At 69.3% G+C, this 26,353-nt stretch carries 18 protein-coding genes and 2 rRNA genes; 14 read left to right on the forward strand and 6 right to left on the reverse strand.

Going from position 1 to position 26,353, the window contains the following annotated elements:
- Positions 1-589: 589 nt before the first annotated feature.
- The 12 genes from QFZ50_RS03810 (at position 590) to QFZ50_RS03865 (ending at position 15,452) form a co-directional block, all read left to right on the forward strand.
- A 23S ribosomal RNA gene (locus tag QFZ50_RS03810) occupies positions 590-3,745 on the forward strand.
- A 342-nt stretch (positions 3,746-4,087) separates the two neighbouring features.
- Positions 4,088-4,204, forward strand: a 5S ribosomal RNA gene (gene rrf / locus QFZ50_RS03815).
- 1,143 nt (positions 4,205-5,347) lie between these two features.
- Positions 5,348-6,799, forward strand: coding sequence for a hypothetical protein (locus QFZ50_RS03820; RefSeq protein ID WP_307082057.1), 1,452 nt, complete (start codon positions 5,348-5,350; stop codon positions 6,797-6,799).
- Entirely contained in the window at positions 6,792-7,811 is a 1,020-nt protein-coding gene (locus QFZ50_RS03825; protein WP_307082059.1) for an HAD-IIA family hydrolase, read from the forward strand. The genes QFZ50_RS03820 and QFZ50_RS03825 overlap by 8 nt, the downstream gene beginning before the upstream one ends.
- Positions 7,812-7,827: 16 nt before the next feature.
- On the forward strand, positions 7,828-8,073 hold the full coding sequence (locus QFZ50_RS03830) for a hypothetical protein (protein ID WP_307082061.1): 246 nt from the start codon (positions 7,828-7,830) through the stop codon (positions 8,071-8,073).
- Entirely contained in the window at positions 8,060-8,902 is an 843-nt protein-coding gene (locus QFZ50_RS03835; RefSeq protein ID WP_307082064.1) for a TlyA family RNA methyltransferase, read from the forward strand. The genes QFZ50_RS03830 and QFZ50_RS03835 overlap by 14 nt, the downstream gene beginning before the upstream one ends.
- Positions 8,895-9,821: an NAD kinase gene (locus tag QFZ50_RS03840; RefSeq protein ID WP_307082066.1), complete on the forward strand. Its 927-nt coding sequence runs from the start codon at positions 8,895-8,897 to the stop codon at positions 9,819-9,821. Before QFZ50_RS03835 ends, QFZ50_RS03840 begins: the two co-directional genes overlap by 8 nt.
- Entirely contained in the window at positions 9,818-11,545 is a 1,728-nt protein-coding gene (recN, locus tag QFZ50_RS03845; RefSeq protein WP_307082068.1) for a DNA repair protein RecN, read from the forward strand. Before QFZ50_RS03840 ends, recN begins: the two co-directional genes overlap by 4 nt.
- Positions 11,542-13,242: a CTP synthase gene (locus tag QFZ50_RS03850; RefSeq protein ID WP_307082070.1), complete on the forward strand. Its 1,701-nt coding sequence runs from the start codon at positions 11,542-11,544 to the stop codon at positions 13,240-13,242. The genes recN and QFZ50_RS03850 overlap by 4 nt, the downstream gene beginning before the upstream one ends.
- Positions 13,243-13,244: 2 nt before the next feature.
- Positions 13,245-13,931, forward strand: a complete 687-nt coding sequence (locus QFZ50_RS03855; RefSeq protein WP_307082072.1) for an NUDIX domain-containing protein — start codon at positions 13,245-13,247, stop codon at positions 13,929-13,931.
- Between the two features lie 5 nt (positions 13,932-13,936).
- Positions 13,937-14,899, forward strand: a complete 963-nt coding sequence (gene xerD / locus QFZ50_RS03860; RefSeq protein ID WP_307082074.1) for a site-specific tyrosine recombinase XerD — start codon at positions 13,937-13,939, stop codon at positions 14,897-14,899.
- Positions 14,868-15,452, forward strand: coding sequence for an 8-oxo-dGTP diphosphatase (locus QFZ50_RS03865; RefSeq protein ID WP_307082075.1), 585 nt, complete (start codon positions 14,868-14,870; stop codon positions 15,450-15,452). Before xerD ends, QFZ50_RS03865 begins: the two co-directional genes overlap by 32 nt.
- 53 nt (positions 15,453-15,505) lie before the next feature.
- Here QFZ50_RS03865 and QFZ50_RS03870 read toward each other — a convergent pair whose 3' ends face one another.
- The 4 genes from QFZ50_RS03870 to QFZ50_RS03885 form a co-directional block, all read right to left on the reverse strand.
- Complete coding sequence (locus tag QFZ50_RS03870) at positions 15,506-16,651, reverse strand: bifunctional 2-methylcitrate synthase/citrate synthase (RefSeq protein ID WP_307082077.1); 1,146 nt, start codon at positions 16,649-16,651, stop codon at positions 15,506-15,508.
- On the reverse strand, positions 16,648-17,604 hold the full coding sequence (gene prpB / locus QFZ50_RS03875; RefSeq protein ID WP_307082079.1) for a methylisocitrate lyase: 957 nt from the start codon (positions 17,602-17,604) through the stop codon (positions 16,648-16,650). Before prpB ends, QFZ50_RS03870 begins: the two co-directional genes overlap by 4 nt.
- Before the next feature lie 8 nt (positions 17,605-17,612).
- The gene (locus tag QFZ50_RS03880) at positions 17,613-19,133 is read right to left on the reverse strand and encodes an MmgE/PrpD family protein (protein WP_307082081.1); all 1,521 of its coding nucleotides are present in this window, start codon (positions 19,131-19,133) and stop codon (positions 17,613-17,615) included.
- A gap of 74 nt (positions 19,134-19,207) precedes the next feature.
- Positions 19,208-19,879, reverse strand: coding sequence for a GntR family transcriptional regulator (locus QFZ50_RS03885; protein ID WP_307082083.1), 672 nt, complete (start codon positions 19,877-19,879; stop codon positions 19,208-19,210).
- Positions 19,880-20,065: 186 nt separating this feature from the next.
- On the opposite strand from QFZ50_RS03885, the gene QFZ50_RS03890 reads away from it, so the two are divergent.
- Positions 20,066-22,009 carry an AMP-binding protein gene (locus QFZ50_RS03890; protein ID WP_373462244.1) on the forward strand — a complete coding sequence of 648 codons (1,944 nt, stop codon included), beginning with the start codon at positions 20,066-20,068 and terminating at the stop codon, positions 22,007-22,009.
- A gap of 16 nt (positions 22,010-22,025) precedes the next feature.
- Here QFZ50_RS03890 and QFZ50_RS03895 read toward each other — a convergent pair whose 3' ends face one another.
- Both QFZ50_RS03895 and QFZ50_RS03900 read right to left on the reverse strand, forming a co-directional pair.
- Positions 22,026-22,748 carry a response regulator gene (locus QFZ50_RS03895; protein WP_307082085.1) on the reverse strand — a complete coding sequence of 241 codons (723 nt, stop codon included), beginning with the start codon at positions 22,746-22,748 and terminating at the stop codon, positions 22,026-22,028.
- A complete protein-coding gene (locus QFZ50_RS03900) occupies positions 22,745-24,619 on the reverse strand; it encodes a sensor histidine kinase (RefSeq protein WP_307082087.1) in 1,875 nt (624 codons plus the stop codon). Before QFZ50_RS03900 ends, QFZ50_RS03895 begins: the two co-directional genes overlap by 4 nt.
- A 91-nt stretch (positions 24,620-24,710) precedes the next feature.
- On the opposite strand from QFZ50_RS03900, the gene QFZ50_RS03905 reads away from it, so the two are divergent.
- Positions 24,711-26,117 carry a cation:dicarboxylate symporter family transporter gene (locus QFZ50_RS03905; RefSeq protein ID WP_307082088.1) on the forward strand — a complete coding sequence of 469 codons (1,407 nt, stop codon included), beginning with the start codon at positions 24,711-24,713 and terminating at the stop codon, positions 26,115-26,117.
- Positions 26,118-26,353: the final 236 nt, after the last annotated feature.

The raw sequence follows: 26,353 nt of genomic DNA on the forward strand, positions 1-26,353 counted from the left end.
CATAGCGCGGGCGTTTGTTCCGCGGTGGGTGCTCATGGGTGGAATATCAATGGATAGGTCCCGGAGGGGTCCTGGTGGCGTGTGAGTACGCACCGGTGGTGCTGGTGTCCCTGGAAGGGGATGGTGGCCGGCTGGTGTCTGGAAAGCGCGTGTCGGGGTTTGTTCGGGTAATCGTTTGGCACACTGTTGGGTCCTGAGATAACAGGGCCCTGTTCTTCGTGGGTGGTGTCGGTCGTGGACCGGGTACCGGGTGCGTGCGGGGAAGGCGACGTGAGGGGTCCTTTGTGGATTCCTTGGGTGGTTCTTCTTCGGGTGCGTGTCGGGTTCCTGGTGTGGGGTTGGTGCCGCGTGTCGGGGGGTGGGGTTTGGTTGTTTCTGGTTTTCCCGCGCATGCTGCGCGCCCGGTTTGTTCCCTGGTTCTCCCTCGTTTGTGGGGGGTGTGGGGTCGGGTGTTCGGGTGTGACGGGGTTGTTGGTTGAGAACTGCATAGTGGACGCGAGCATCTTAAAAAGAAGCAATTTCTAAGATAAATCTGGTTTCGGACGTATGTTCGGGCCTGGTTTTCTCGATATGTTTTTTGATCTTTTGTGGTCAAGTTTTTAAGGGCACACGGTGGATGCCTTGGCATCAGGAGCCGAAGAAGGACGTGGGAATCTGCGATAAGCCTGGGGGAGTTGATAACCGAACTTTGATCCCAGGATGTCCGAATGGGGAAACCCCGCCCGGCGCGCGAGTGACCGGGTGACCCGTATCTGAACACATAGGGTACGTGGAGGGAACGTGGGGAAGTGAAACATCTCAGTACCCACAGGAAGAGAAAACAATAGTGATTCCGTTAGTAGTGGCGAGCGAACGCGGACGAGGCTAAACCAGTGGTGTGTGATAGCCGGCGGGCGTTGCATCACTGGGGTTGTGGGACTTTCCGTTCCAGTTCTGCCGGACTGGTGAAATGAGTGCGTGCGTATAGGTGAACGGGTTTGAAAGCCCGGCCGGAGAGGGTGTTAGTCCCGTAACCGTAATGCGTGACGCCGTTTGGAGAGGATCCCAAGTAGCACGGGGCCCGAGAAATCCCGTGCGAATCTGCCAGGACCACCTGGTAAGCCTAAATACTCCCTGATGACCGATAGCGGACCAGTACCGTGAGGGAAAGGTGAAAAGTACCCCGGGAGGGGAGTGAAACAGTACCTGAAACCGTGTGCCTACAAACCGTCAGAGCAGCCTTGTAGCTGTGATGGCGTGCCTTTTGAAGAATGAGCCTGCGAGTTAGTGTTACGTCGCGAGGTTAACCCGTGTGGGGAAGCCGTAGCGAAAGCGAGTCTGAATAGGGCGAGTGAGTGGCGTGATCTAGACCCGAAGCGAAGTGATCTACCCATGGCCAGGTTGAAGCGACGGTAAGACGTCGTGGAGGACCGAACCCACTTCAGTTGAAAATGGAGGGGATGAGCTGTGGGTAGGGGTGAAAGGCCAATCAAACTTCGTGATAGCTGGTTCTCCCCGAAATGCATTTAGGTGCAGCGTTGCGTGTTTCTTACCGGAGGTAGAGCTACTGGATGGCTAATGGGCCCTACAAGGTTACTGACGTCAGCCAAACTCCGAATGCCGGTAAGTGAGAGCGCAGCAGTGAGACTGTGGGGGATAAGCTTCATAGTCGAGAGGGAAACAGCCCAGACCACCAACTAAGGCCCCTAAGCGTGTGCTAAGTGGGAAAGGATGTGGAGTTGCCCAGACAACCAGGAGGTTGGCTTAGAAGCAGCCACCCTTGAAAGAGTGCGTAATAGCTCACTGGTCAAGTGATTCCGCGCCGACAATGTAGCGGGGCTCAAGTACACCGCCGAAGTTGTGGCATTCACATAGATCCCAAGCCGGAGACTTGTTCTCTTGGTTCAAGGATGTGGATGGGTAGGGGAGCGTCGTGTGGGCAGTGAAGTCGCGGTGGAAACCAGCGGTGGAGCCTACACGAGTGAGAATGCAGGCATGAGTAGCGAAAGACGGGTGAGAAACCCGTCCGCCGAATGATCAAGGGTTCCAGGGTCAAGCTAATCTGCCCTGGGTAAGTCGGGACCTAAGGCGAGGCCGACAGGCGTAGTCGATGGACAACGGGTTGATATTCCCGTACCGGCGAAGAACCGCCAATACTGATCGAGGGATACTAACCGCCAGAAGCATGACCGCCCACCCTTGTGGTGACGTGGTTTTTTGTGGATCGCGGGACCTGATCTCGGGAGGTAAGCGTATTAACAGGTGTGACGCAGGAAGGTAGCCGAGCCGGGCGATGGTTGTCCCGGTCTAAGGATGTAGGGCAGGGCGTAGGCAAATCCGCGTCCTCGTGTTCAGTCACGAGCCTGAGATCTGATGGGACCCCCGTCAAGGGGGGATTCGGTGATCCTATGCTGCCGAGAAAAGCATCGGCGCGAGGTTCCAGCCGCCCGTACCCCAAACCGACACAGGTGATCAGGTAGAGAATACTAAGGCGATCGAGAGAATTATGGTTAAGGAACTCGGCAAAATGCCCCCGTAACTTCGGGAGAAGGGGGGCCCCAACTGTGAAGGCGACTAGCTCGCCGGAGCGGATCGGGGCCGCAGAGACCAGGGGGAAGCGACTGTTTACTAAAAACACAGGTCCGTGCGAAGTCGCAAGACGATGTATACGGACTGACTCCTGCCCGGTGCTGGAAGGTTAAGAGGACCGGTTAGTTTCACGCTTGCGTGGGACGAAGCTGGGAATTTAAGCCCCAGTAAACGGCGGTGGTAACTATAACCATCCTAAGGTAGCGAAATTCCTTGTCGGGTAAGTTCCGACCTGCACGAATGGAGTAACGACTTCCCCGCTGTCTCAACCATAAACTCGGCGAAATTGCAGTACGAGTAAAGATGCTCGTTACGCGCAGCAGGACGGAAAGACCCCGAGACCTTCACTATAGTTTGGTATTGGTGTTCGGTGTGGCTTGTGTAGGATAGGTGGGAGACTGTGAAGCGTGGACGCCAGTTCACGTGGAGTCATCGTTGAAATACCACTCTGGTCACTCTGGATATCTAACTTCGGCCCGTAATCCGGGTCAGGGACAGTGCCTGATGGGTAGTTTAACTGGGGCGGTTGCCTCCTAAAAAGTAACGGAGGCGCCCAAAGGTTCCCTCAGCCTGGTTGGCAATCAGGTGGCGAGTGTAAGTGCACAAGGGAGCTTGACTGTGAGAGAGACATCTCAAGCAGGGACGAAAGTCGGGACTAGTGATCCGGCGGCACATTGTGGAATGGCCGTCGCTCAACGGATAAAAGGTACCTCGGGGATAACAGGCTGATCTTGCCCAAGAGTCCATATCGACGGCATGGTTTGGCACCTCGATGTCGGCTCGTCGCATCCTGGGGCTGGAGTAGGTCCCAAGGGTTGGGCTGTTCGCCCATTAAAGCGGTACGCGAGCTGGGTTTAGAACGTCGTGAGACAGTTCGGTCCCTATCCGCTGCGCGCGCAGGAAATTTGAGAAGGGCTGTCCTTAGTACGAGAGGACCGGGACGGACGAACCTCTGGTGTGTCAGTTGTACTGCCAAGTGCACCGCTGATTAGCTACGTTCGGATGGGATAACCGCTGAAAGCATCTAAGCGGGAAGCCTGCTTCAAGATGAGATTTCCATACACCAAGAGTGTGAGAGGCCCCCAGCCAGACCACTGGGTTGATAGGCCGGACGTGGAAGCAGGGACTAAAGACCTGTGAAGCTGACCGGTACTAATAAGCCGATAACTTACACCACACACCCACCCCCACCACGACAAGGTGGTCACGGGATCCCGGGCAACCAGGACCCCGAACCCCCTTCACGAACGGTGACGCAGGGGCGGGTGAAAGATCGACATGCTACGCGTCCACTATGCGGTTCCCAACCAACAACAGGAACCACCCCCACCGGGACCCGTCCCCACCCCGCCCCCACCAGGGCAGGCAAGGACCCAGGGCCCCGCACCAGGCGGGGGGCACCACCTACAACTGAATAGGTCCAACCAGCACAACACGACCAACACCCACAGATTTACCGCCACCGAACCCAAACCCCCAGCACGGGGGGAGGGCGCCCGGTCAGGCCGGTAGCAAGGGTTACGGCGGTCATAGCGTGGGGGAAACGCCCGGTCCCATTCCGAACCCGGAAGCTAAGACCCACAGCGCCGATGGTACTGCACCCGAGAGAGTGTGGGAGAGTAGGACACCGCCGGACAACCATTACAAGGACGAGGCCCCACCACCGGTGGGGCCTCACCCCTTTAACCACCCCAGACGGTTCAGCCAACCCCGGCGACAACGCCGCCCGGGCGTGGTCGTCCTGTCGCTCCTTCGTCCGGCAGGAGTGATGCATCACATGGCCGGCAACCGCCGGTGCGGAGTAAGTGCCCACCCGGTCTTCGTGGTTCCATAGATGGGTAGGACCCACAGCAAAATAGAGACCCGCCGGCACGTTCTTGCCGACACCTGACGAGAGGATCGCGCTGCCATGGCTGAGCAGGAGCATACTGCCGGACGAGACGGGGAGTCCCGCCAGTCGGGTGGCGCCAACCGCGGAAACCAGGGTGGGTCAGGCCGCACGGGTCGTCATTCCTGGGGGTCGAAGTCCGGAGGACACCGCCCGCCGTCGTCTGCTGATGGCGGGAACGACCGGCGTGGGGGCGAGCGTTCCTACCCGCCCCGGGACAGGTCGGAGCGTGACGCACCGCGCGAGGACCGCCGGGGCCCGCGCCCGGAGGGTGGTTCCCGGGGTTCCAGCAGCAGTGGCAGGCCTTCTGCCGGACGCCCTGCATGGAAGGGTGGCTCGGGTGGCTCGGGTGGCTCGGGTGGCCAGGGTGGCTCGGGTGCTGGTCAGTCGGGCGGGACGTACGGGCGGGATGCCCAGGGTGCCGGTCGTGACAGGCCCGACTACACCCGGGACGACAAGCCAGGACATGCCGGCCGTGACAGGCAGGGCTTCGACCGTGGCTCACGGTCCAACCAGGAACGAGGCGGAGCGTCCGGGCCGCGGCGCGACGATCGCCCGGGCCAGAATTCCGACCGCACCTCATCGCGTCCGTTCGAGCGCCCCCAGCGAGGGGCGGAAGGCGGCCGGGGTGCGCAGCTGAGGGGATCGGCATCGCGGGGTGGTTCCGCAGCCGGCTCTGCCGCGGACAAGCAGCCGCGGTTCGCGGGTCGCGGAGGAGGTCCGGCTGACCGCGCCCAGGGCGGAGCCGATCGACCGTGGAAGTCCCGTACCTCCTCCGACGGCCGGCCGGGTGGCGACGGGCGTTCGGCCGGGCGTGACAGCTCCTACCGCCGTCCCGCGGATCGCGAGGACGGTCGCGGACCCCGCACCGGCGATCGCCGCGGGCCGCGCGTGGACGAGGCCTCCTCAGGGCCACGGCCCCACAACGCGCGTGACCTCCGCAGCGCCAATCGTCCTGATCGCGAGCGGTCCCCGGAGATCGACGAGGACGTCAAGGGCGACGAGCTCGACCGGGTCACCCGTGCCCAGGTCCGCAACCTCGAGGAACGCAGCGCGCTCTGGGTCGCGAAGCACCTCGTCATGGCGGGCCGGCTCATCGATATCGACCCTGAGCTGGCCTTCCAGCACGCGCTGGCCGCAAGCCGTCGCGGCGGGCGGCTCGCCGCCGTCCGCGAGGCCGTCGGCGTGACGGCCTATGCCGCGGGCCATTACGGCGAGGCTCTCCGCGAGTTCCGCACCTTCCGGCGCATCAGTGGTTCCAACGTGCACCTGCCGGTCATGGCCGACTGCGAGCGAGGCCTCGGACGGCCCGACCGCGCCCTGGATCTCGCGCGCAGCGAGGAAGCCGCGTCACTGGATGCGGCGGGCAAGGCGGAACTCGCCATGGTCGTCTCCGGTGCACGGGCCGATCTGGGGCAGCTCGACGCAGCGGTCTCGGCGCTGGAGATCCCGCAACTGGACCTCCAGCGGGCCTTCTCCTTCAGCCCCCGCCTCTTCCGGGCCTACGCCGACGCACTCGATGCCGTCGGTCGCTCCGGCGAGTCCGGTACGTGGCGTCGCCAGGCCGGCGTGGCAGAGCGCGCGCTCGGACTCGACGACGACCTCGAGCCGGACATCGTCGATCTGGGCGAGGACGACGATCCCGCGCCGGTACCCGTCCCGCGCGTCACCGACATCCTCGGCACACCTGCCCCGGCCGGTGCCGCAGAGACGGAGACCCCGGACGGCCGCACGGCCGCGCACGACGCGGAGGTGGACGACGTCCAGGCGGAGCTCGACGGTGGTCCGAGCGAGCAGACCGGGACCGGATCTGCGGCCGAGTCGGACATCGAGTCGGACATCGAGTCGGACATCGAGTCGGACACGGAGTCGGCCACGGAGTCGGACATGGAGTCGAATACAGTTCCAGACGCGGAGTCTGAAACAGCGCCGGATACGGAGTCGGACACGGTCGCAGCGCCGGGCCCGGACGCCGAGGCGTCCCCTGACCTGGAGGCCCGTCAGGACGACGTGGTGACCGATCAGGACGACACACCGCTTCCGCTGGACGTCGCATCGCCCTCGGAGGCGGCGGCCCCGGCTACGGACGACGCCGAGGTACCCGCGGCGCCCGCGCCCGAGAAGCCTGTCGCCGTCGACGCCGTGCCCGTCGGTGAGTCTGCGGCACCGGTGCAGGCGCTCCAGACCGAGATGCTGTTCAGCATGGACGACACGGGGACCGCGGACATCGCCGACGTCGAGGACACCCGGGGAACGGCGCCTGAAGTCCGGTTCTCCGCAGCGGGGACGGACCAGGCAGCAACCGGGTCCGCGGTGAACACGGACGAGGACGTCGATGACTGAGGGCCTGAGGAACGATCACCGCGGCGCCGGACGCCTGATCGACACCTTCGACGGTGTCCTCGCCGACCTCGACGGCGTCGTCTACGCCGGCCCGCACGCCATCGAGGGCGCGACCGACGCCCTCGAGCGCCTCGCGGGGGAGGGCAAGAGCCTCGCCTACGTCACGAACAACGCGTCGCGGTCCTCCGAGCAGGTCGCTGCGCACCTGCGCGACCTGGGAGCCCCGGCCACCGCGGATCAGGTGTTCGGCTCCGCTCAGGCCGGTGCCGAGCTGCTGGCCGGTCAGGTGCCCGCAGGATCCACGGTGCTCGTCGTGGGCAGTGACACCCTCGCCGACGCCGTCCGGGCGCAGGGCCTCTCCGTCGTCGGCTCGGCGGAGGACCGGCCCGACGCGGTCATCCAGGGATTCGCTCCCACGATCGGCTGGAAGGACCTCGCCGAGGCCGCCTACGCGGTGGCCGCCGGTGCCACCTGGGTGGCCACCAACACCGACCTGTCCATCCCGCAGGAGCGCGGCATCGCTCCCGGGAACGGGACCCTGGTGGCTGCCGTCGCCGCCGCGACCGGAAAGTCGCCGTCCATCGCCGGCAAGCCGGGTGCGGCCCTGTTCGAGACCGCGGCCCGCCACTCCGGTGTGGATCGTGCCCTCGTGGTGGGCGACCGGCTCGATACGGACATCCTCGGCGGAAACCGCGCGGGCATGGCGACGGCGCTCGTCCTCACCGGCGTGGACACGGTCCGCACCGCCCTCGCCGCCGACGTCGCCGAACGCCCCGACTACCTCATCGGCTCCCTCGCCGACCTGTACGAGGAGTACCCCGCGATCACCGCCGACGACGGCTCCTACGCCTGCGGTGCCGCGGTCGCCCGGGTGACCGGGTCCACGGTGAGCATCAGCGGTCGCGAGGACGACGTCGACAGCTGGCGCGCCGCCTGCGCCGCCTGGTGGGCGGCGCACCCCGACGCGACACCCGGGGCCGCACCCGAGGTCGCCTTCGCGACGGCTGGCTAGGCTGGAGGGACGGATCATGACCGACACGGGACACGGGAGGGCGGCGGCGGTGCAGGACACGACCGAGCACACGACCGGGGGCGCGACGGACGGCGGCACCGGCGATGCGCACGTCGACGAGGTCCTCCGCGCGCTCGACCGGCTCGCGGACCTGCCCGTGACGGACCACGCGGCGGTGTACCTCGACGTCCTCGAACGCCTGGGCGGGGAACTGAACCCGGAGCAGAAGCTCCACCGGGCAGGAGCCCATGGCTCGCCTTGACCAGGAACTCGTGACGCGCGGGCTCGCGCGGTCACGATCCCATGCAGCACAACTGATCGCGGCGGGACGCGTGGTGCGCGAGGGCGTCGTGGCGCTCAAGCCCTCCGCACCGACCCTTCCCGCGGACACGCTCCTCGTCGAGGAACGGGGCGAGGACTACGTCAGCCGCGCCGGCACCAAGCTCGACGGCGCGCTGCGCGCCTTCCCCGCCGTGAACCCGACGGGGAAGCGGTGCCTCGACGCGGGTGCCTCGACCGGCGGGTTCACCGATGTCCTCCTGCGGCGCGGCGCCCGCGAGGTCGCTGCCGTCGACGTCGGACACGGCCAGCTCGTCCAGCAGCTCCGCGACGACGCGCGCGTGCACGTCTTCGAGGGCATGAACGTCCGCCACCTCGACCCGGCGGAGATCGGCGGCCCGGTGGAACTCACCGTCGCGGATCTGTCCTTCATCTCGCTCCGGCTCGTTCTGGCAGCCCTGGCGGGCGCCACGGATGCCGGTGGGGAGCTGCTCCTGATGGTCAAACCCCAGTTCGAGGTGGGACGCAGCGGGCTGAACCGGCTCGGCGTCGTCACGTCACCCGAGGCCCGCCGCCGGGCCGTCGCCGGCGTGGTGCGCAGTGCCCTCGGGTGCGGGCTGCACATCGCCGGGATCGCGCAGAGCGAACTGCCGGGGCAGGACGGCAACGTGGAGTACTTCGTGTGGATAAAGGTGCCTGTGAAGGGATTGGTGCCTAGGATCGAGGGGGAGCTGGACCGGTTGACTGACCAGGCACTGCATGAGCTCTTCCCACCGCCCGGCATTACCAATCAGACGGAGCTCGATGAGTAGACGAATCCTGGTTCTTGCACACACCGGCCGCAGGAACGCGATGATCGCGGCGCAGGAGGCATGCACCCGGCTCCATGACCTCGGGCTCCAGCCCGTCATGCGGCCCGAGGAACTCGCCGACCTCCAGCGGGAGTACGGGGCCCTCGCCGCCCCGGCCCAGGCGCTCGGTGACGGCGTCGTCTTCGGCGACGTCGAACTCGTCATGGTCCTCGGCGGCGACGGCACCATCCTGCGGGCCGCCGAACTGGTCCGGGACGCGGACATACCCCTCCTGGGCGTCAACCTCGGCCATGTGGGCTTCCTCGCGGAGAGCGAACGCGCCGATCTCGAGGAGACGGTCCGGTGGGTGGCGGACCGCAGCTACACCGTGGAGGAGAGGACCACCATCGAGGTCGTCGTCTGGCACGGCGACACCCTGCTCGGGCGGAGCTGGGCGCTCAACGAGGTGGCCGTGGAGAAGGCCGACCGGGAACGCATGATCGAGGTGGTCCTGGAGGTCGACGGCCGCCCGGTGAGCTCGTTCGGCTGCGACGGTGTCGTGCTCGCCACCCCCACCGGTTCCACCGCCTACGCCTTCTCCGCCGGCGGGCCGATCGTCTGGCCGGAGGTCGAGGCGCTGCTCATGGTGCCGATCAGTGCCCACGCGCTCTTCGCGAAGCCCCTCGTGGTCGCCCCCACGTCGGTGCTCGCCGTCGAGCTCCTGACCCGCACCGAGGCGGCAGGCGTGATGTGGTGCGACGGACGGCGCAGTATCGACCTGCCGCCGGGCGCGCGCGTCGAGGTGCAGCGCTCGGAGCGCCCCGTCCGGCTGGCCCGCACCCGGCAGACGCCGTTCTCGGAACGGCTCGTCCGCAAGTTCGAACTACCCATCCAGGGCTGGCGCGGCCCCGTGAGACACCAGGACGGACCCCAGCGATGATCGAGGAGATGCGTATCCGCGACCTCGGCGTCATCACCGACGCCACCCTCAGGCTCGGGCCGGGGCTCACCGTCGTGACGGGCGAGACCGGGGCGGGCAAGACCATGGTCATCACCGCCCTCGGCCTGCTGAGGGGAGCACGTTCGGACGCCGGAGCGGTGCGCCTCGACGCGAAGTCGGCGTCCGCGGAGGCCGTGCTGCGGCTGGACCCCGCCAGCCCCGCCGCCCTGAGGGCCGCCGAGGCCGGGGCCGCACTGGAGGTGTACGACGGGGTAGCGGAGCTGATCCTCGCCCGCACTGTGACGAGCGAGGGCCGCAGCCGCGCCTACGTCGGGGGCCGCGCGGCTCCCGTGGGCGTCCTCGCCGAGCTGGGGGACGAGCTCGTCGTCGTCCACGGGCAGTCCGACCAGCTACGGCTCAAGGGCGCCCCCGCGCAGCGGCAGGCCCTGGACAAGTTCGGCGGCAAGCCCCTCGAGGAGACCCTGCACGCCTACGAGGACGCCTTCCGCCGGTGGCGGGACGCCCTGGCCGAGCGTGACCGGCTGAGGAGCGAGGCCCGGGAGAGGCTCCGCGAGGCCGAAGGCCTGGAAGCAGCCCTCACCGAGATCGGGGACGTCGATCCGCAGCCGGGGGAGGACGCCGCCCTGAAGGCGGAATCCATGCGTCTCGGGAATCTCGAGGAACTGCGCACGGCGGCCCTCGTGGCCCACCAGGCGCTCGTCTCCGAGGAGATCGGCGCGAACGCCGATGCCGTGTCGCTGGTCGACGAGGCGAAGCGGCAGCTCGAGGCGGTCGCCGGGCACGACGCCGACCTCGGCAGGCTCGCCGAACGGCTCGCGGAGGTCGGCTACCTCCTCGCGGACATCTCCGCCGAGCTGGCGGGCTACGGGACGGCGCTCGACTCGGAGGGCGCGGGCCGCCTCGAGGAGGTCGAGTCGCGCCGCGCCGCGCTGTCGGTGCTGGTGCGCAAGTACGCCCCCACCATCGACGAGGTGCTCGCCTGGCAGGAGGACGCCGTCAAGCGGCTGCTGGAACTCAGCGGCGACTCCTCCCGCGTCGAGGAGCTCGACGGCGTCATCGTCGATCTCCACCGCGAGGTGCACGACCTCGCCGCCACGCTGTCCTCGCTGAGGACCGCGGCGGCGGAGAGCCTTGCCGGGCGGGTCAGCGACGAGCTCACCGCCCTCGCGATGCCCGACGCCCAGCTCCTGATCGAGGTCACGCCGTCGGAGTCCCTGACGGTCCACGGCGCCGACGACATCGCGTTCAACCTGCAGCCGCACCCCGGCTCGGCGCCGCGCGCCCTCGGCAAGGGGGCCTCGGGCGGTGAGCTCTCCCGCGTGATGCTGGCCATCGAGGTGGTCCTCGCGGCCGTGGACCCCGTGCCCACCTTCGTGTTCGACGAGGTGGACGCCGGCGTGGGTGGCAAGGCCGCCGTCGAGATCGGACGGCGGCTCGCGATGCTCGCCGAGCACGTCCAGGTCATCGTGGTGACCCACCTGCCCCAGGTCGCAGCGTTCGCCGCGCGGCATATCCGCGTGACGAAGAACGTCTCGCGGGACGGCGAAGGGGGCGGTGTGACCGCCAGCGACGTCGAGGTCCTACCCGACGACGAGCGCGTGCGGGAGCTCGCACGGATGCTCGCCGGCCAGGAGGATTCCGCGTCGGCGCGTGCCCACGCCGAAGAACTCCTCGCCGATGCCGCCCGGACAACTGCTCGGTGATAGGGTTGAATTCCGTGGCGCAGCAAATAAACTCCCGGTTCCTGAAATCCGCAACGACCAAGCACATCTTCGTGACTGGCGGCGTGGCCTCCTCACTCGGCAAGGGACTGACGGCATCCAGCCTGGGTCACCTCCTGAGGGCGCGCGGCCTCTCCGTGACGATGCAGAAGCTCGATCCCTACCTGAACGTCGATCCCGGCACGATGAACCCGTTCCAGCACGGCGAGGTCTTCGTCACCGACGACGGTGCCGAGACCGATCTGGACATCGGGCACTACGAACGGTTCCTCGACGAGAACCTCGACGGGTCGGCGAACGTCACGACCGGTCAGGTCTACTCGACGGTCATCGCCAAGGAACGCCGCGGCGAGTACCTGGGCGACACCGTCCAGGTCATCCCGCACATCACGGACGAGATCAAGCGCCGCATGCGCCTGCCGGCCGAGGCGACACCTGGTAAGAAGGCCCCGGACGTCATCATCACCGAGATCGGCGGAACCGTCGGCGACATCGAATCGCAGCCGTTCCTCGAATCGGCCCGGCAGGTCCGCCAGGACGTCGGCCGGAACAACGTCTTCTTCCTCCACGTCTCGCTCGTGCCGTACATCGGCCCGTCGCAGGAACTGAAGACCAAGCCCACCCAGCACTCGGTGGCCATGCTGCGCTCGATCGGTATCCAGCCCGACGCCATCGTGATCCGCTCCGACCGCGAGGTCCCCGCCGCGATGCGCGAGAAGATCGGCCGCATGTGCGACGTCGACCTCGACGCCGTGGTGAACGCGGCGGACGCGCCGAGCATCTACGACATCCCGAAGACCCTCCACGCCCAGGGCCTCGACGCCTACATCGTCCAGGCGCTCGACCTGAAGTTCAAGGACGTCAACTGGACCAAGTGGAACAAGCTGCTCGAAGCGGTCCACAACCCGAAGCACCAGGTCGAGGTGGCGCTGGTCGGCAAGTACATCGACCTCCCCGACGCCTACCTCTCGGTGACCGAGGCGCTGCGCGCCGGCGGTTTCGCGAACAAGGCCAAGGTCACCATCAAGTGGGTCCCGTCCGACGAGTGCCAGACACCGGAGGGCGCGAAGAAGGCGCTCGCCGGCGTCGACGCGATCTGCATCCCGGGCGGTTTCGGCATCCGCGGCCTCGAGGGCAAGCTCGGCGCGCTGACCTACGCCCGCGAGAACAAGGTCCCCACCCTGGGTCTCTGCCTCGGTCTGCAGTGCATGGTGATCGAGTACGCCCGGAACGTCGTGGGGCTGGAGGGCGCGTCGTCGAGCGAATTCGAGCCGGACACGGAATACCCCGTCATCGCGACCATGGCCGAGCAGCTCCACATCGTCGCCGGCGAAGGGGACATGGGCGGCACGATGCGCCTGGGCCGCTGGGAGGCGAAGCTCCAGGAGGGCTCCGTCATCGCGGGGACCTACGGCAAGACCACCGTGTTCGAACGGCACCGCCACCGCTACGAGGTGAACAACGAGTTCCGCCAGCAGATCGCCGACGCCGGCCTCGTCTTCTCGGGGACGACGACGGACGGCAAGCTCGTCGAGTTCGCCGAGCTGCCGAAGGACGTCCACCCCTACTACGTCTCGACCCAGGCCCACCCCGAACTGGGCTCGCGTCCCACGCGGCCGCACCCCCTGTTCGCCGGACTGGTCAAGGCGGCGCTCGAGCGCCGGGGCGCGAAGGCCTGAGCATGGGACTGCCCGGTGCGGGAAGCGCCGCGTTCGGTGACGAGCAGAGCCCGCGCCGGCTCCTCGGGACCACCACGGTCTACGAGGGGCGCGTGTGGGACGTGGTCAGCGAGCAGTTCAGCCTGACCGACGGCGGCGAGCCGATCACGCGGGACTTCATCCAGCACCCCGGGGCCGTGGCCGTGCTCGTGCTGAACGACGACGGACAGGTGCTCCTGCTGCGCCAGTACCGCCATCCGGTCCGGATGGCGCTGTGGGAGATCCCCGCGGGCCTCCTCGACGAGGACGGCGAGGAGTTCGTGGACGCCGCGGCCCGCGAACTCGCCGAGGAGGCGGACCTCACCGCCCGGCACTGGCACGTGCTCGTCGACCTGTTCCTGTCCCCGGGATCGTCCTCCGAAGCGCTGCGCGTGTACCTCGCGCGCGGTATCGGCGACGTCCCCGAGGCGGACCGGCACACCCGCACCCACGAGGAAGCCGAGATCGAGGTGCAGTGGGTGGATCTCGACGCCGCGGTGGACGCGGTGCTCGAGGGGCGCATCCACAGCCCGTCCGCGGTCGCGGCGATCCTCGCGGCCCGCGTGGCGCGCGAGAACGGGTACGCCGACCTCCGCCCCGCCACGACGCCCTGGCCCGAGCACCCGAGCCAGCACGCCACGTGGCCGCGCGGCGCTGTGCTCGAGGGCTGACGTCCATGCCGGAACCGGCGCCCGTCGTCGGCGCGGGACCGCTGTCCCTCCTCATCCGGGACTACCTCCAGCACATGTCCGTCGAACGCGGACTGTCCACCAACACGCTGTCCGCCTACGGGCGTGACCTGCGGCGCTACGAGGCGTTCCTCGACGCGCGCGGCGTGCGTGAGGCGGCGGCCATCACCCGGCACGACGTGTCGGCCTTCGCCCGGGCGGTCGCCTCCGGGGAGGACGGGCTCGCGCCGCTCGGCCCGCGCTCGGCGGCACGCACCGTCGTCGCCGTCCGCGGTCTCCACCGGTTCTGGGCGCTGGAGGGCGTCACCGAGGGTGATCCGGCGCGGGACGTCCATCCGCCGATGACGGGGCAGCGGCTGCCGAAGGCCATCCCCGTCGCCGACGTCGTGCGCATCCTGGACTCCGTCGACACCGCCACGCCGTCGGGGCAGCGCGATCGGGCACTGCTCGAGTTCCTCTACTCGACCGGCGCGAGGATCAGCGAGGCCGTGGGCCTAGACGTGGACGACGTGTCCGTCGGCGACGCGCTGGACGGACCTGCCGTCGTCCGGTTGACGGGCAAGGGGTCGAAGGAGCGCCTGGTCCCCGTGGGCTCGTACGCGGCGCGGGCCGTCGACGCCTACCTCGTCCGGGGGCGCCCGGCACTCGCGGCGAAGGGCAAGGGCAGCCCCGCCCTCTTCCTCAACGCGCGGGGCGGCCGGCTGAGCCGCCAGAGCGCCTGGACCATCCTGAAGACGGCGACCGAGCGGGCCGAGGTGAAGCGGGACGTCTCGCCGCACACGCTCAGGCACTCGTTCGCCACACACCTGCTCGAGGGCGGCGCCGACGTCCGCGTGGTGCAGGAACTCCTCGGCCATGCCTCCGTCACCACCACCCAGGTGTACACCCTCGTGACCGCCGACACCCTGCGGGAAGTCTATGCAGCGGCGCACCCCCGAGCCCGTGCCTGAGCCGGCGTCGGGGATGCCCGGCGGAGCGGCCCCGCCCGGCGAGTGGCTGACCGTCGACGGTGTGGCCTACCGCTGCGTGGTGCTGTGCCTCCTGGTCCGGACCGGCACAGGCCGGACGGGCGGGGACCGTCGCGAGGTGCTCCTCGGACTGAAGCGGACCGGCTTCGGGAGCGGCCGGGTGGTGGCGCTCGGCGGCAAGATCGACGGGCAGGAGACCGCCCTCGACGCCGCCGTGCGCGAGGTCCGCGAGGAGAGCGGCATCGACCTCCTCCCCGCCGGGGTGCGCGAGGCCGGCCGGATCACCTGGTCCTTCCCGGCACGGCCGGCGTGGAATATGGTGGCCTTCCTCTTCACGGCGGACGCCGGTGCGGCGGCCCCGCGGCCCAGCGAGGAGATCGAACCCCGCTGGTACCCGATCGACGAGCTCCCGTGGCACAGCATGTGGCAGGACGCCCCCCACTGGGTGCCGCTCGTCCTCGACGGGCGCAGGATCGCGGCCACCATCGTCATGGACGCCGACAACGAGGGCGTGGCCAGCGCCGTCGTCCGCTGAGCTCCCGCGGAGCTCCCGCCGGACCGGACCGGACCGGACCGGACCCCGGTGGGTCAGCCCTCGCCCACGTGCCGCTCGTCGGGTCCGTCGTAGAGGCTGAGGGGCCTGATCAGCGAGTTCGACGCGGCCTGCTCCATGATGTGCGCCGTCCAGCCCGTGATGCGGGCGGCGATGAAGAGCGGCGTGAACATCTCGGTGTCGAAGCCCATCAGGTGGTACGTGGGCCCGGCGGGATAGTCGAGGTTGGGCTTGATGCCCTTGGCCTCGTCCATCGCGGTCTCCAGCCCGGTGTACAGGCCGAGGATCTCGCTGCGCCCGTAGTACTCGATCATCGCGTCGAGCGCCGACTTCATGGTGGGTACCCGCGAGTCGCCGTGCTTGTACACGCGGTGGCCGAAGCCCATGACCTTCTTCCTGGCGGCGAGGGCATCCTCCATCCAGGCCTTCGCCCGGGCGGCGGCCTCCTCGCGGGTCTCGTCCTCCCGGATGCCGATCTCCTCGAAGGTGTGCATGACCGCCTCGTTCGCGCCGCCGTGCAGGGCACCCTTGAGGGCCCCGATCGCGCCGGTGACCGCCGAATGCAGGTCCGAGAGGGTCGAGGTGATCACGCGTGCCGTGAAGGTGGACGCGTTGAAGGAGTGCTCCGCGTACAGGACCATCGACACGTCGAACGCGTGGATCACCTCGGGGGGAGCCTCCTCCCCGAACGTCATCCAGAGGAAGTTGGCCGAGTAGCCGAGGTCCTCGCGGGGCTCCACCCGCTCCTGTCCACGGCGGCGCCGCTGGTCGTAGGCGACGACGGCCGGGAAGACCGCGAGGAGTGCCGCCGCCTTCTCCAGGTTCGCCTCGGGGCTGCTGTCGCCGGCACGGGGGTGGCTCGCGCCCAGCACCGAGACGGCGGTGCGAGCCACGTCCATGGGGTGCGCGGTCAGCGGCAGGAGGTCGATGGCCGCGACCACGTGGTCGGGGAGGGCCCGGTGCGCGCGCTCGAACGCGTCGAAGCGCTCCCGCTCGCCGGCGTCCGGCAGTTCGCCGTTCCACAGGAGGTAGGCGATGTCCTCGAAGTCCCGGGAACCGGCCAGCTCCTGCACCGGGTAGCCCCGGTACAGCAGCGAATTGGTGTCCGGATTGACCTTCGAGATCGCGGTGGTGTCCACCACGACCCCTGCGAGCCCCTTGTGGATCTCCGGTTCTGTCACGGCTGCTCCTTCTCTGCGTTCGGTCCGTCGGATGCGGGTGTGCCCGTCCGGACGCCGCCCGGCACCTCGAAGTTGAACACGGAGGAGTCGAAGCGGTTGTATCCCTCGTAGTCCACCAGTTCGTAGAGGCGGCTGCGCGTCTGCATCTCGCCCACAGCCTCTTCCTGCGTGCCGTGGGCCCTGATCGAGTCCAGCGTACGCTCGGCCGCGCCCATTGCACTGCGCAGCAGCGTCACCGGGTAGATCACCAGGGTGATGCCCACCTCCTGCAGCTGCTCCACGGTGAACAGCTCGCTCTTGCCGAACTCCGTCATGTTGGCCAGGATCGGCACGTCCACGGCGTCGCGGATGGCCCGGAACTCGTCGAGGCTCCGCATGGCCTCGGGGAAGATGGCGTCCGCGCCCGCCTCAACGAGCGCGCGGGACCGCTCCTGCGCGGCCTCGAGGGTGTCGGTGCCCCGGATGTCGGTGCGGGCCATGATGAGGAAGTTCGGGTCGCGGCGCGCATCGGCGGCGGCGCGGACGCGCTTCACGGCCGTGTCGAGGTCGACGACGTTCTTCCCGTCCAGGTGGCCGCACCGCTTCGGGTTGAACTGGTCCTCGATGTGGCAGCCGGCCAGACCGGCGTTCTCGAGTTCCTGCACGCTGCGGGCCACGTTCATGGGCTCGCCGAATCCCGTGTCCGCGTCGACGATGCAGGGCAGGTCCGTCATGCGCGCGATCTGCCCGGCACGGTGTGCGACCTCCGTGAGGGTGGTCAGGCCGATGTCCGGCAGCCCGAGGTCGGCGGCGATCACGGCGCCGGAGATGTAGACGCCGTCGAAGCCCTTGTCGCCGATCAGGCGAGCCGACAGCGGGTTGAAGGCCCCGGGGAACTGCTGGATGCGCCCGGAGGCCAGTGCGTCCCGGAGGTCCCGGCGCTTCTGCTCGGGGGTGGTGGTCGAGTACAGCACGGCGCCTCCTACAGCAGTCCCTGCGGCGCACCGGCCGCGTCGACGAGTCCCGGGCGGGCCACGATGTTCAGTTGCCCGAGGGATCCGGCGGGCAGCTCGGGCAGCTGCTCGACGGCGGCCAGGAAGCGGTCGAGTTCGGCGTCCTCGACGATGCCCGTGGCGAGCATGCGCAGCTTGGCGACGTAGTCCGCGCGGGCGAACGGCCTGGCGCCGAGGGGGTGGGCGTCGGCGACGGCGATCTCGTCGGTGATCACGGTGCCGTCCGTGAGGGTGATCTCGACCCTGCCGCCGAACGCCTTCTCCGCGATGTCCAGGGAGTGGTAGCGGCGCGTCCACTCCGGGTCCTCGAGCGTGGTCACCTTGTGCCACAGTGCGACGGTGTCGGGGCGCGCGGCACGCGCGGGCGCGTAGGAGTCCTCGTGGTGCCAGCGTCCGTCCTGGAGCGCCACGGTGAAGATGTAGGGGATCGAGTGGTCGAGCGTCTCCCGCGAGGCGGTCGGGTCGTACTTCTGCGGGTCGTTGGCGCCGGAGCCGATGACGTAGTGCGTGTGGTGCGAGGTGGAGATGACGATGGACGCGACGTTCTCCGGGTCGGTGGCCTCCGGGTGGGAGCCATGGAGGCGCCGGGCGAGGTCGATCCAGGCCTGCGCCTGGTACTCGGCGGAGTGCTCCTTCGTGTACGTGTCGAGGATGGCGCGCTTCGGTTCGCCGTCCGCCGGCAGCGGCACCTCGTAGGAGGCCTCCGGTCCGTCGAGCAGCCAGGCGATCACGCCGTCCTCACCCTCGTAGATGGGGGTGGGCGAGGTCTGGCCCCGCATCGCCCGGTCCACCGACTCGACCGCCATCTTCCCCGCGAACGCCGGCGCGTGCGCCTTCCAGGTGGAGATCTCGCCCTTGCGGGACTGGCGGGTCGCCGTCGTCGTGTGCAGTGCCTGGCCGACGGCGTGGAAGATGACGTCGGGGTCCAGGCCCAGCAGCGTGCCGATGCCGGCCGCGGCGGACGGGCCGAGGTGCGCGACGTGGTCGATCTTGTGCTCGTGCAGGCAGATGGCCTTCACGAGGTCCACCTGGATCTCGTAGCCGGTGGCGAGCGCGCGGACGAGGTCCGCCCCCGAGGCGCCGGTGTGCTGGGCCGCCGCGAGGATCGGCGGGATGTTGTCGCCCGGGTGCGAGTAGTCCGCGGCGAGGAAGGTGTCGTGGTAGTCGAGCTCGCGGACCGCGACGCCGTTGGCCCACGCCGCCCACTCGGCGGAGACGGGGGAGTCGACGCCGAACACCGCGGCACCCGCGCCGTGCGCGGACACCGGGTGGCTCAGCGCCTGGGCGCGTGCCGCGACGACGGGCGCCCTGGTCAGCGACGCGATCGCCACGGAGGCGTTGTCGATGATCCGGTTGATCACCATGTCCGTCACCTCGGGCGTCACCTCGACGGGATCGGCGGCGACCTGGGCGATCTTCCAGGCGAGCTGGCCGGAGCGGGGGAGGTTCTCCTCGCTGCGGTGGACGCGGACGGGATGGAGTTCGACCATGGTGTTCCTCTCGGTGGTACAGGATCGGTGGTCCGACATCGGTGGTCCGGTGTCGGTCGGTCAGGAGCGGGTGGTCAGGAGCGGTGGTCCGGTGCCCGCGGGCTGTCGGAGTCCGCCGGCGGGCCGAGCAGATGCTGGAGGCTGTGGTGGAGATGCACCCGCATGGATGCTTCGGTGAGGTCCGCGTTGCCCGAGGCCAGGGCCCGGGCGATCTGCTCGTGCTCCCGGGCGGAGGCGAGGAGCCGCGCCGGGTTGTCCCGGGCGAGCCGGCGGACACGGGCGAGGTGGGTGCGGATGGGTTTCTGCGCCTGCAGCAGGTAGTGGTTCCCGGCAGCATCGTCGATGCACTGGTCGAGGCGGGCCACGAGCGCGTAGTACGCCTCCTGGCCGCCGCCGTCGTCCTCGATGAGGTGCCCGGCGCGGGCGAACTCCCCGGCGAGGGCGGCGAAGACGCCGCTGTCGCCGCGTGCGGCCGCGAGCCGGACGGCCGCGCATTCGAGCGGCACGCGGACCTCGAACAGGTCGGTCACGGCCTCGAGGGAGATGGCGGAGACGACGACGCCGCGTCCTGCCTGGGGCGCGGCGAGGCCTTCGGCGACCAGCCGGGAGAGTGCCTCGCGCAGGGGCGTGCGGGAGACGCCGAGCCGGGCCGACTGCTCCACCTCGGCCAGCACGTCACCCGGCGCGAGCCGCCACTCGACGATGTCGGAGCGGAGCAGGGCATAGGCGCGATCGCTGGCCCGCATCCTCGTCGCCTCCTCCGTGGTGGTCCTGGTCCGTCCGCCGGTGCACCCGGCTCCGTCTCCAATGTATGCACAGAAGGGCTCCCGAACAAGAAAGCGCGGCCCACAGATCGGATTGGCGGACCCTGTGTATACAGCGAGCGATGGTGGATACTGATCCTCACCAACCGCGCGCGACGAGGGGCGACCATGGCTACAGGGCACGATGCCGGATCCGGGATGCTTCCCGGACAGGACTACCGACGGCTGCAGGCCCAGAGCCTCGCCGACCCGGAGCAGTTCTGGCTGGACGCCGCAGCCGCCGTCGACTGGACGACGCCGCCCACGGTCGCCCTCGACGGCTCGGACGCCCTGCTGCCCCGGTGGTTCCCCGACGCCTCCCTCAACACGAGCTACAACGCCCTCGACCGGCACGTCGAGGCCGGCCGGGGCGGGCAGGCGGCCCTCGTCTACGACTCCGCGATGCTCGGTACCACCCGCACCCTCACGTACGCGGAGCTCCGCGACGAGGTCGCGGTGTTCGCGGGCGCGCTCGCACGCCTGGGCGTCGGGAAGGGCGACAGGGTGCTCGTGTACCTGCCGATGATCCCCGAGGCCGCCGTGGCCATGCTGGCGTGTGCCCGGATCGGCGCGATCCACTCGGTCGTCTTCGGGGGCTTCGCCGCCGCCGAACTCGCCGCCCGCATCAGGGACGCCCGGCCGTCCGCGGTCGTCACGGCGGACGGCGGCATCGAACCCACCCGGCGCGTCGAATACCTCCCCGCGGTCCAGGAGGCGCTCGCGCTCGCCGACAGCACGGGGACGCCCGTCGTCGTCAAGGCGCGCGACGGGTTCGGCCACGGTGTCGCCGCGTACCGGGAGCCCGGGACGCGGTGGCTGGACTGGGACGAGGCCGTCGCCGCCGCCGAGGCCGTCCCGCCCGTGCCGGTCGCCGCGACGGATCCGCTCTACATCCTCTACACCTCGGGCACCACCGGATCCCCGAAGGGCGTGGTGCGCGACAACGGCGGGCACGCCGTCGCGCTCACCTGGTCCATGCGGGCGATCTTCGGCGTGGGGCCGGGCGACACCATGCTGACGGCGTCCGACGTCGGCTGGGTGGTGGGCCACTCCTACATCGTCTACGGGCCGCTCCTCGCCGGCGCCACGACCGTCCTGTACGAGGGGAAGCCCGTGGGCACCCCCGACGCGGGGACCTTCGGGCGCCTCATCGAACAGCACCACGCCAGGGTGCTGTTCACCGCGCCGACCGCCCTGCGCGCGGTCCGGCGGGCGGACCCCGCCGGTGCGGCCGTGCAGGCCCACGACCTCTCCTCCCTGGAGACGCTCTTCTCGGCCGGCGAGCGGCTCGACACCGGGACGTCGGCGTGGATCGGGGACGTCCTCGGCGTGCCGGTCGTCGACAACTGGTGGCAGACGGAGACCGGCTGGCCCATCTGCGCCAACCCGCGCGGGCTGGGCGGCGTACCGCTGAAGGCCGGCTCGCCGTCCCTGCCCTCGCCCGGGTACGACGTCGTGATCCTCGACCCCGGCGGAGCCCCGGTGCCCGCCGGGACCGAGGGGAGCATCGCCCTCCGCCTCCCGCTGCCGCCCGGCACGCTGACGACCCTGTGGGGCAGCGACGACCGCTACCGGGAGGCGTACCTCAGCGACGTCCCGGGCTTCTACACGAGCGGCGACTCCGGGTACCTGGACGAGGACGGCTACCTGTTCGTGATGGGCCGCACCGACGACGTCATCAACATCGCCGGCCACCGGCTCTCGACCGGCGCGATCGAACAGGTGATCGCCCAGCACCCCGTGGTGGCCGAGTGCGCCGTGCTCGGGCTGCCGGATCCCGTCAAGGGACAGCGCGCCAGCGGCTACGTGGTGCTGAAGGCGGGCGCCGCCATCGACCCGGCATCGCTCGAGGCCGAACTCGTGGCGATGGTCCGCCGGTCGATCGGTCCCGTGGCCGACTTCCGGTCCGCCGTCGTCGTCGAGGCGCTGCCGAAGACGCGGTCCGGCAAGATCCTCCGGAAGACGATGCGGCAGATGGCGGCGGGTACCGCGTACGCCGTCCCGTCCACCATCGAGGACCCCGCGGTGCTCGCGGCGCTGGAGCCCCTGCTGCGCCCGGTGGCGGGCGGCTGACCGGCCGCCGCGGGCACTAGCGGTCCGCGGCGTTGCGCGCCCAGCTGTACTCGAACTCCGGGCGCCCCCGTGTGCCGTACCGCGGTGTGCGCAGGACGGACTGCTGGTCCGCAAGGTATTCCAGGTAGCGGCGCGCGGTGACCCTGGACATGGACAGGGCCTCCGACACCTCGATGGCGGAGGTGGGCTCCGAGAGTTCCTTGAGGAGCCGCGACACCGCGCGCAGCGTCTCCGCCGAGAGGCCCTTGGGCAGCAGGGCCGCCGTCGCCGGCCGCAGGGACGCGAAGGCGGAGTCGACCTCCGCCTGCGTGGTGGTGGATGCCTGCTCCACCAGATTCCGCCGGAACTCACGGTAGGCGCCCAGCTTCTCGCTGAACGCCGAGTAGGTGAACGGCTTGATGAGGTACTGGACGACGCCGGACGAGATGGCGGAGCGGACCACCTGGAGATCCCGCACGGCCGTGATGGCGACGATGTCCAGCGGCATGCCGAGGCCACGCACCCGCCGGACGATGTCGAGGCCGTGGGCGTCCGGGAGGTTCATGTCCAGCAGCATGAGGTCGACGACGGCGGGCGCCCGCCCCTGCTCCCCGCCGGTCAGATGCAGGAAGGCCGCGAGCTCGGCGCCGCTCCGCACGATCCCGGCGAGCTCGAACCCCTCGAGCCGCCGGATGTACTCCGCGTGGGCGTCCGCCGCCACCGGGTCGTCCTCCACCACGAGGACGCGGATGGCGCTCATGTCCTGCCCCCGCCCTCGGCGCCCTGCGGCACGGCGGGTCCGGTGCCTGCTTCGGCCCCGGTCGGCGTGCCGCCGGCTGCGGTGCCGGAGCTGCCGGCAGGGTGGTCGGCAGGCCCGTCCGGTGCCCCGGGCAGGGGGAGGCGCACCGAGAACCGCGCGCCGCCGTCCTCGGTGTCCGTCACCTCGACCGACCCTCCGAAGCGCTCCACCGCCTGCCGGACGAGGGCCAGCCCGATCCCTCGTCCGGTGCCTCCCGCTGCGTCCGGCGCCTTCGTGCTGTACCCGAACGCGAACACCCTCGCCTTCTCCGAGTCGGGCAGCCCGTTGCCGCTGTCCTCGACGACGATCCCGAGCCCCGGCGCCGCGTCGTCGCCCACCCGGCGCACCGTGAGGACCACGCGGGGCTCCGCGGAGGCGACGGCCTCGTCGAACGCGTTGTCGAGGAGATTGCCGATGATGGTCACGAGGTCCACCGGGTTGAGCAGGCCCGCCCGCGCCTCGGGGGCGATCTCGGTGATCAGCTCGATCCCGCGCTCGTTCGCCTGGGCAGCCTTGCCCACCAGGAGGGCGGCGATGAACGGTTCGTCGACGGCCTGGACCACCTCGTCCGTCAGGCGCTGCGACTGCTGCAGGTCCCGCGTGGCGAAGTCGATGGCATCGGCGCCCCGCCCGAGCTCGACCAGCGAGACGATGGTGTGCAGCCGGTTCGCGTGCTCGTGGGTCTGCGAGCGCAGGGCGTCCGTGAGCGTGCGCATCGTCTGGACCTGTCCCGTGAGCGCCTCGATGTCGGTGTGGTCGCGCAGCGTCGTCACAGTGCCCAGCGCCGCCTGCTGCGCGCCCCGCCCTGCGGCGGCGGGCGGCACGGCCGGCTCCTGGTTGACCACCAGCACACGGCTGGCCGTGAGGTGCACCTCGTCATGTGCGCGGCGACCCGAGGCGAGGAGCTCACGCAGCGACGGCGGCACGGCGAGGCGCGACGCCGGGACCGGGTCCTGGGTGCCGTCCAGTCCGAGGAGGCGGGCGGCCTGGTCGTTGTAGAGCACCAGGCGCCCGGCGGCGTCGGTCAGCAGCAGTCCTTCCCGCACGGAGTGGAGGACGGCGTCGTAGAACACGAAGGAGCGTGAGAGGTCCGCCGGTCCCATGCCCAGCGTCGCGTGCCGGAGGCGCCGGCTCAACAGGAACGAGGCGAGCGCCCCGAGCGCCAGGGAGCCGAGCGCGATCAGGGCGACGAGAGGCAGCTGCGCGTTGCGGGCGATGGCGGCGCGATCCACGGTGATGCCGGAGGCGACCATCGCCCGGACCGTCCCGTCGCCGTCGACCACCGGCACGATCGAACGGATCGACGGGCCGAGGGTCCCGGCGTACGTCTCGGTGTGCGTCCGCCCGGCCAGGGCCTCCGAGACGGAGCCGAGGTAGGGCCTGCCGATCTGTTCGGGGTTGCGGTGCGTGAAGCGGGTGCGGTCCGTGGCCATGATCGTGATGAAGTCGACGCCCAGACGATCCATCACCTCGACGGCGTAGGGCTGCAGCGTGGTGGAAGGATCGGGCCCCTCCACGGCGTCGAGGACGGCCGGTTCGAGCGCGATGGCCGTGGACACCGCGACCATCCGCTCGGCCGCGGCGTCGTTGACGCCCTGCGCGGCATCGACGTACAGGATCACGGACAGGGACGCCGAGAGCGCCAGGATGAACACGAGCTGGGCGAGGAAGAACTGTCGGGCGAGACTCCATCGGCGCACGCGGCGATCCTGCTCCTTCCGGTTCCTGTCGGCCCGGGCCCTGCGGGCATCGACGCGGGCCGCCCGGACCGTGACCAGTATGAACTCAATCGTGACCCCGGTCACTCCCGCTGCCATGATGAAGAGGATCACAACAACACTACGCTTCCTGGTGAGACCCCTCCGACGAAGAAGGACCTTCGCCGCCGGCCCCGCCGGGTGGCCGGTCATCTAGGAGAACACCATGGCTATCGCACCGTCGCGGTCCGACAGTGGATCCGCGCAACCCCGCAAGAGGGTCGACAAGACGCACTTCCTCTACATCGCCGTCATCGTCGCCGTCGTCCTCGGCGCGATCCTCGGCCTCACCGCCCCCGACTTCGCGAAGGCGCTGAAGCCCCTGGGTGACGGCTTCATCAGCCTCATCAAGATGATGATCGCCCCCATCATCTTCTGCACCATCGTGCTCGGCGTCGGATCCATCGCCAAGGCCGCGACCGTCGGCAAGGTCGGAGGCCTCGCGCTCGGCTACTTCATGGTGATGTCGACCTTCGCGCTCGCCATCGGCCTCGTGGTCGGCAACCTCATCCAGCCGGGTGAGGGGCTCGACATCTCCGGATCGAGCTACGACGTGCCCACCCCGGCCGGGGAGGCCGAGGGCGGCGACGGCGGTACCGTCGGCTTCCTGCTGAGCATCATCCCCGTGACGCTGCTGTCCGCGCTGACGGGCCCGAGCATCCTGCAGACCCTCTTCGTGGCGCTGCTCGTCGGGTTCGCCCTGCAGAAGATGGGATCGGCGGGCACGCCGATCCTCCGCGGCATCGGGCACATCCAGGCGCTCGTCTTCCGCATCCTCGTGATGATCATGTGGCTCGCCCCCATCGGCGCCTTCGGTGCCATCGCCGCCGTCGTCGGCCAGACCGGCGTGCAGGCGATCATCAGCATGGCAACCCTCATGGTCGCCTTCTACATCACCTGCATCCTGTTCATCGTCGTCATCCTCGGCGGGCTCCTGAAGCTCGTCACCGGCGTGAACATCCTCAAGCTGATGCGCTACCTCGGCCGCGAGTACCTGCTAATCTTCAGCACCTCCTCGTCCGAGGCCGCACTGCCCCGGCTGATCGCCAAGATGGAGCACCTGGGAGTCTCCAAGCCCGTGGTCGGCGTGACAGTGCCCACCGGCTACTCCTTCAACCTGGACGGTACGGCCATCTACCTCACGATGGCGGCCCTGTTCGTCGCCGAGGCGATGGGCAAGCCGCTCGCACTGGGGGAGCAGATCTCCCTGCTGATCTTCATGATCATCGCGTCCAAGGGCGCTGCGGGCGTCACGGGCGCCGGACTGGCCACCCTCGCCGGCGGCCTGCAGTCCCACCGCCCCGACCTGGTCGACGGCGTCGGCCTGATCGTCGGCATCGACCGCTTCATGTCGGAGGCCCGCGCGCTGACGAACTTCACCGGCAACGCCGTCGCCACCGTCCTCATCGGCACCTGGACCAAGGAGATCGACCGGGGCCGCGTGGACGAGGTCCTCGAGGGTCGCCTGCCCTTCGACGAGACGACGATGAGCACCGACCACCGGTACGACAACGACGTCGAGGAGGGCGCCGAGGCGACGACCGACGCCGCGGTGCGCGGGACCGCCCGATGACCCGCTGACCCTCTGTCCCCGGGATGTCCGCGGGACCCGGGGGACAGGGCCCGCAGGCCCTTCGACGACGGCGGCGACCGGAGCACATCCGGTCGCCGCCGTCGTCGTTCCGGGACGCCGACGGCGGCGTGCGACCGCCGCAGCCCCAAAGGTTCTACCTCAGGTTGAGGATCAAGGCTCGGGGTCGCCGGGCAGCCGGCTTCGCGGCCGTCGGCACCGGCGTTGTACCGTTGACT

Source organism: Arthrobacter agilis (assembly GCF_030816075.1).
Classification (GTDB): domain Bacteria; phylum Actinomycetota; class Actinomycetes; order Actinomycetales; family Micrococcaceae; genus Arthrobacter_D; species Arthrobacter_D agilis_E.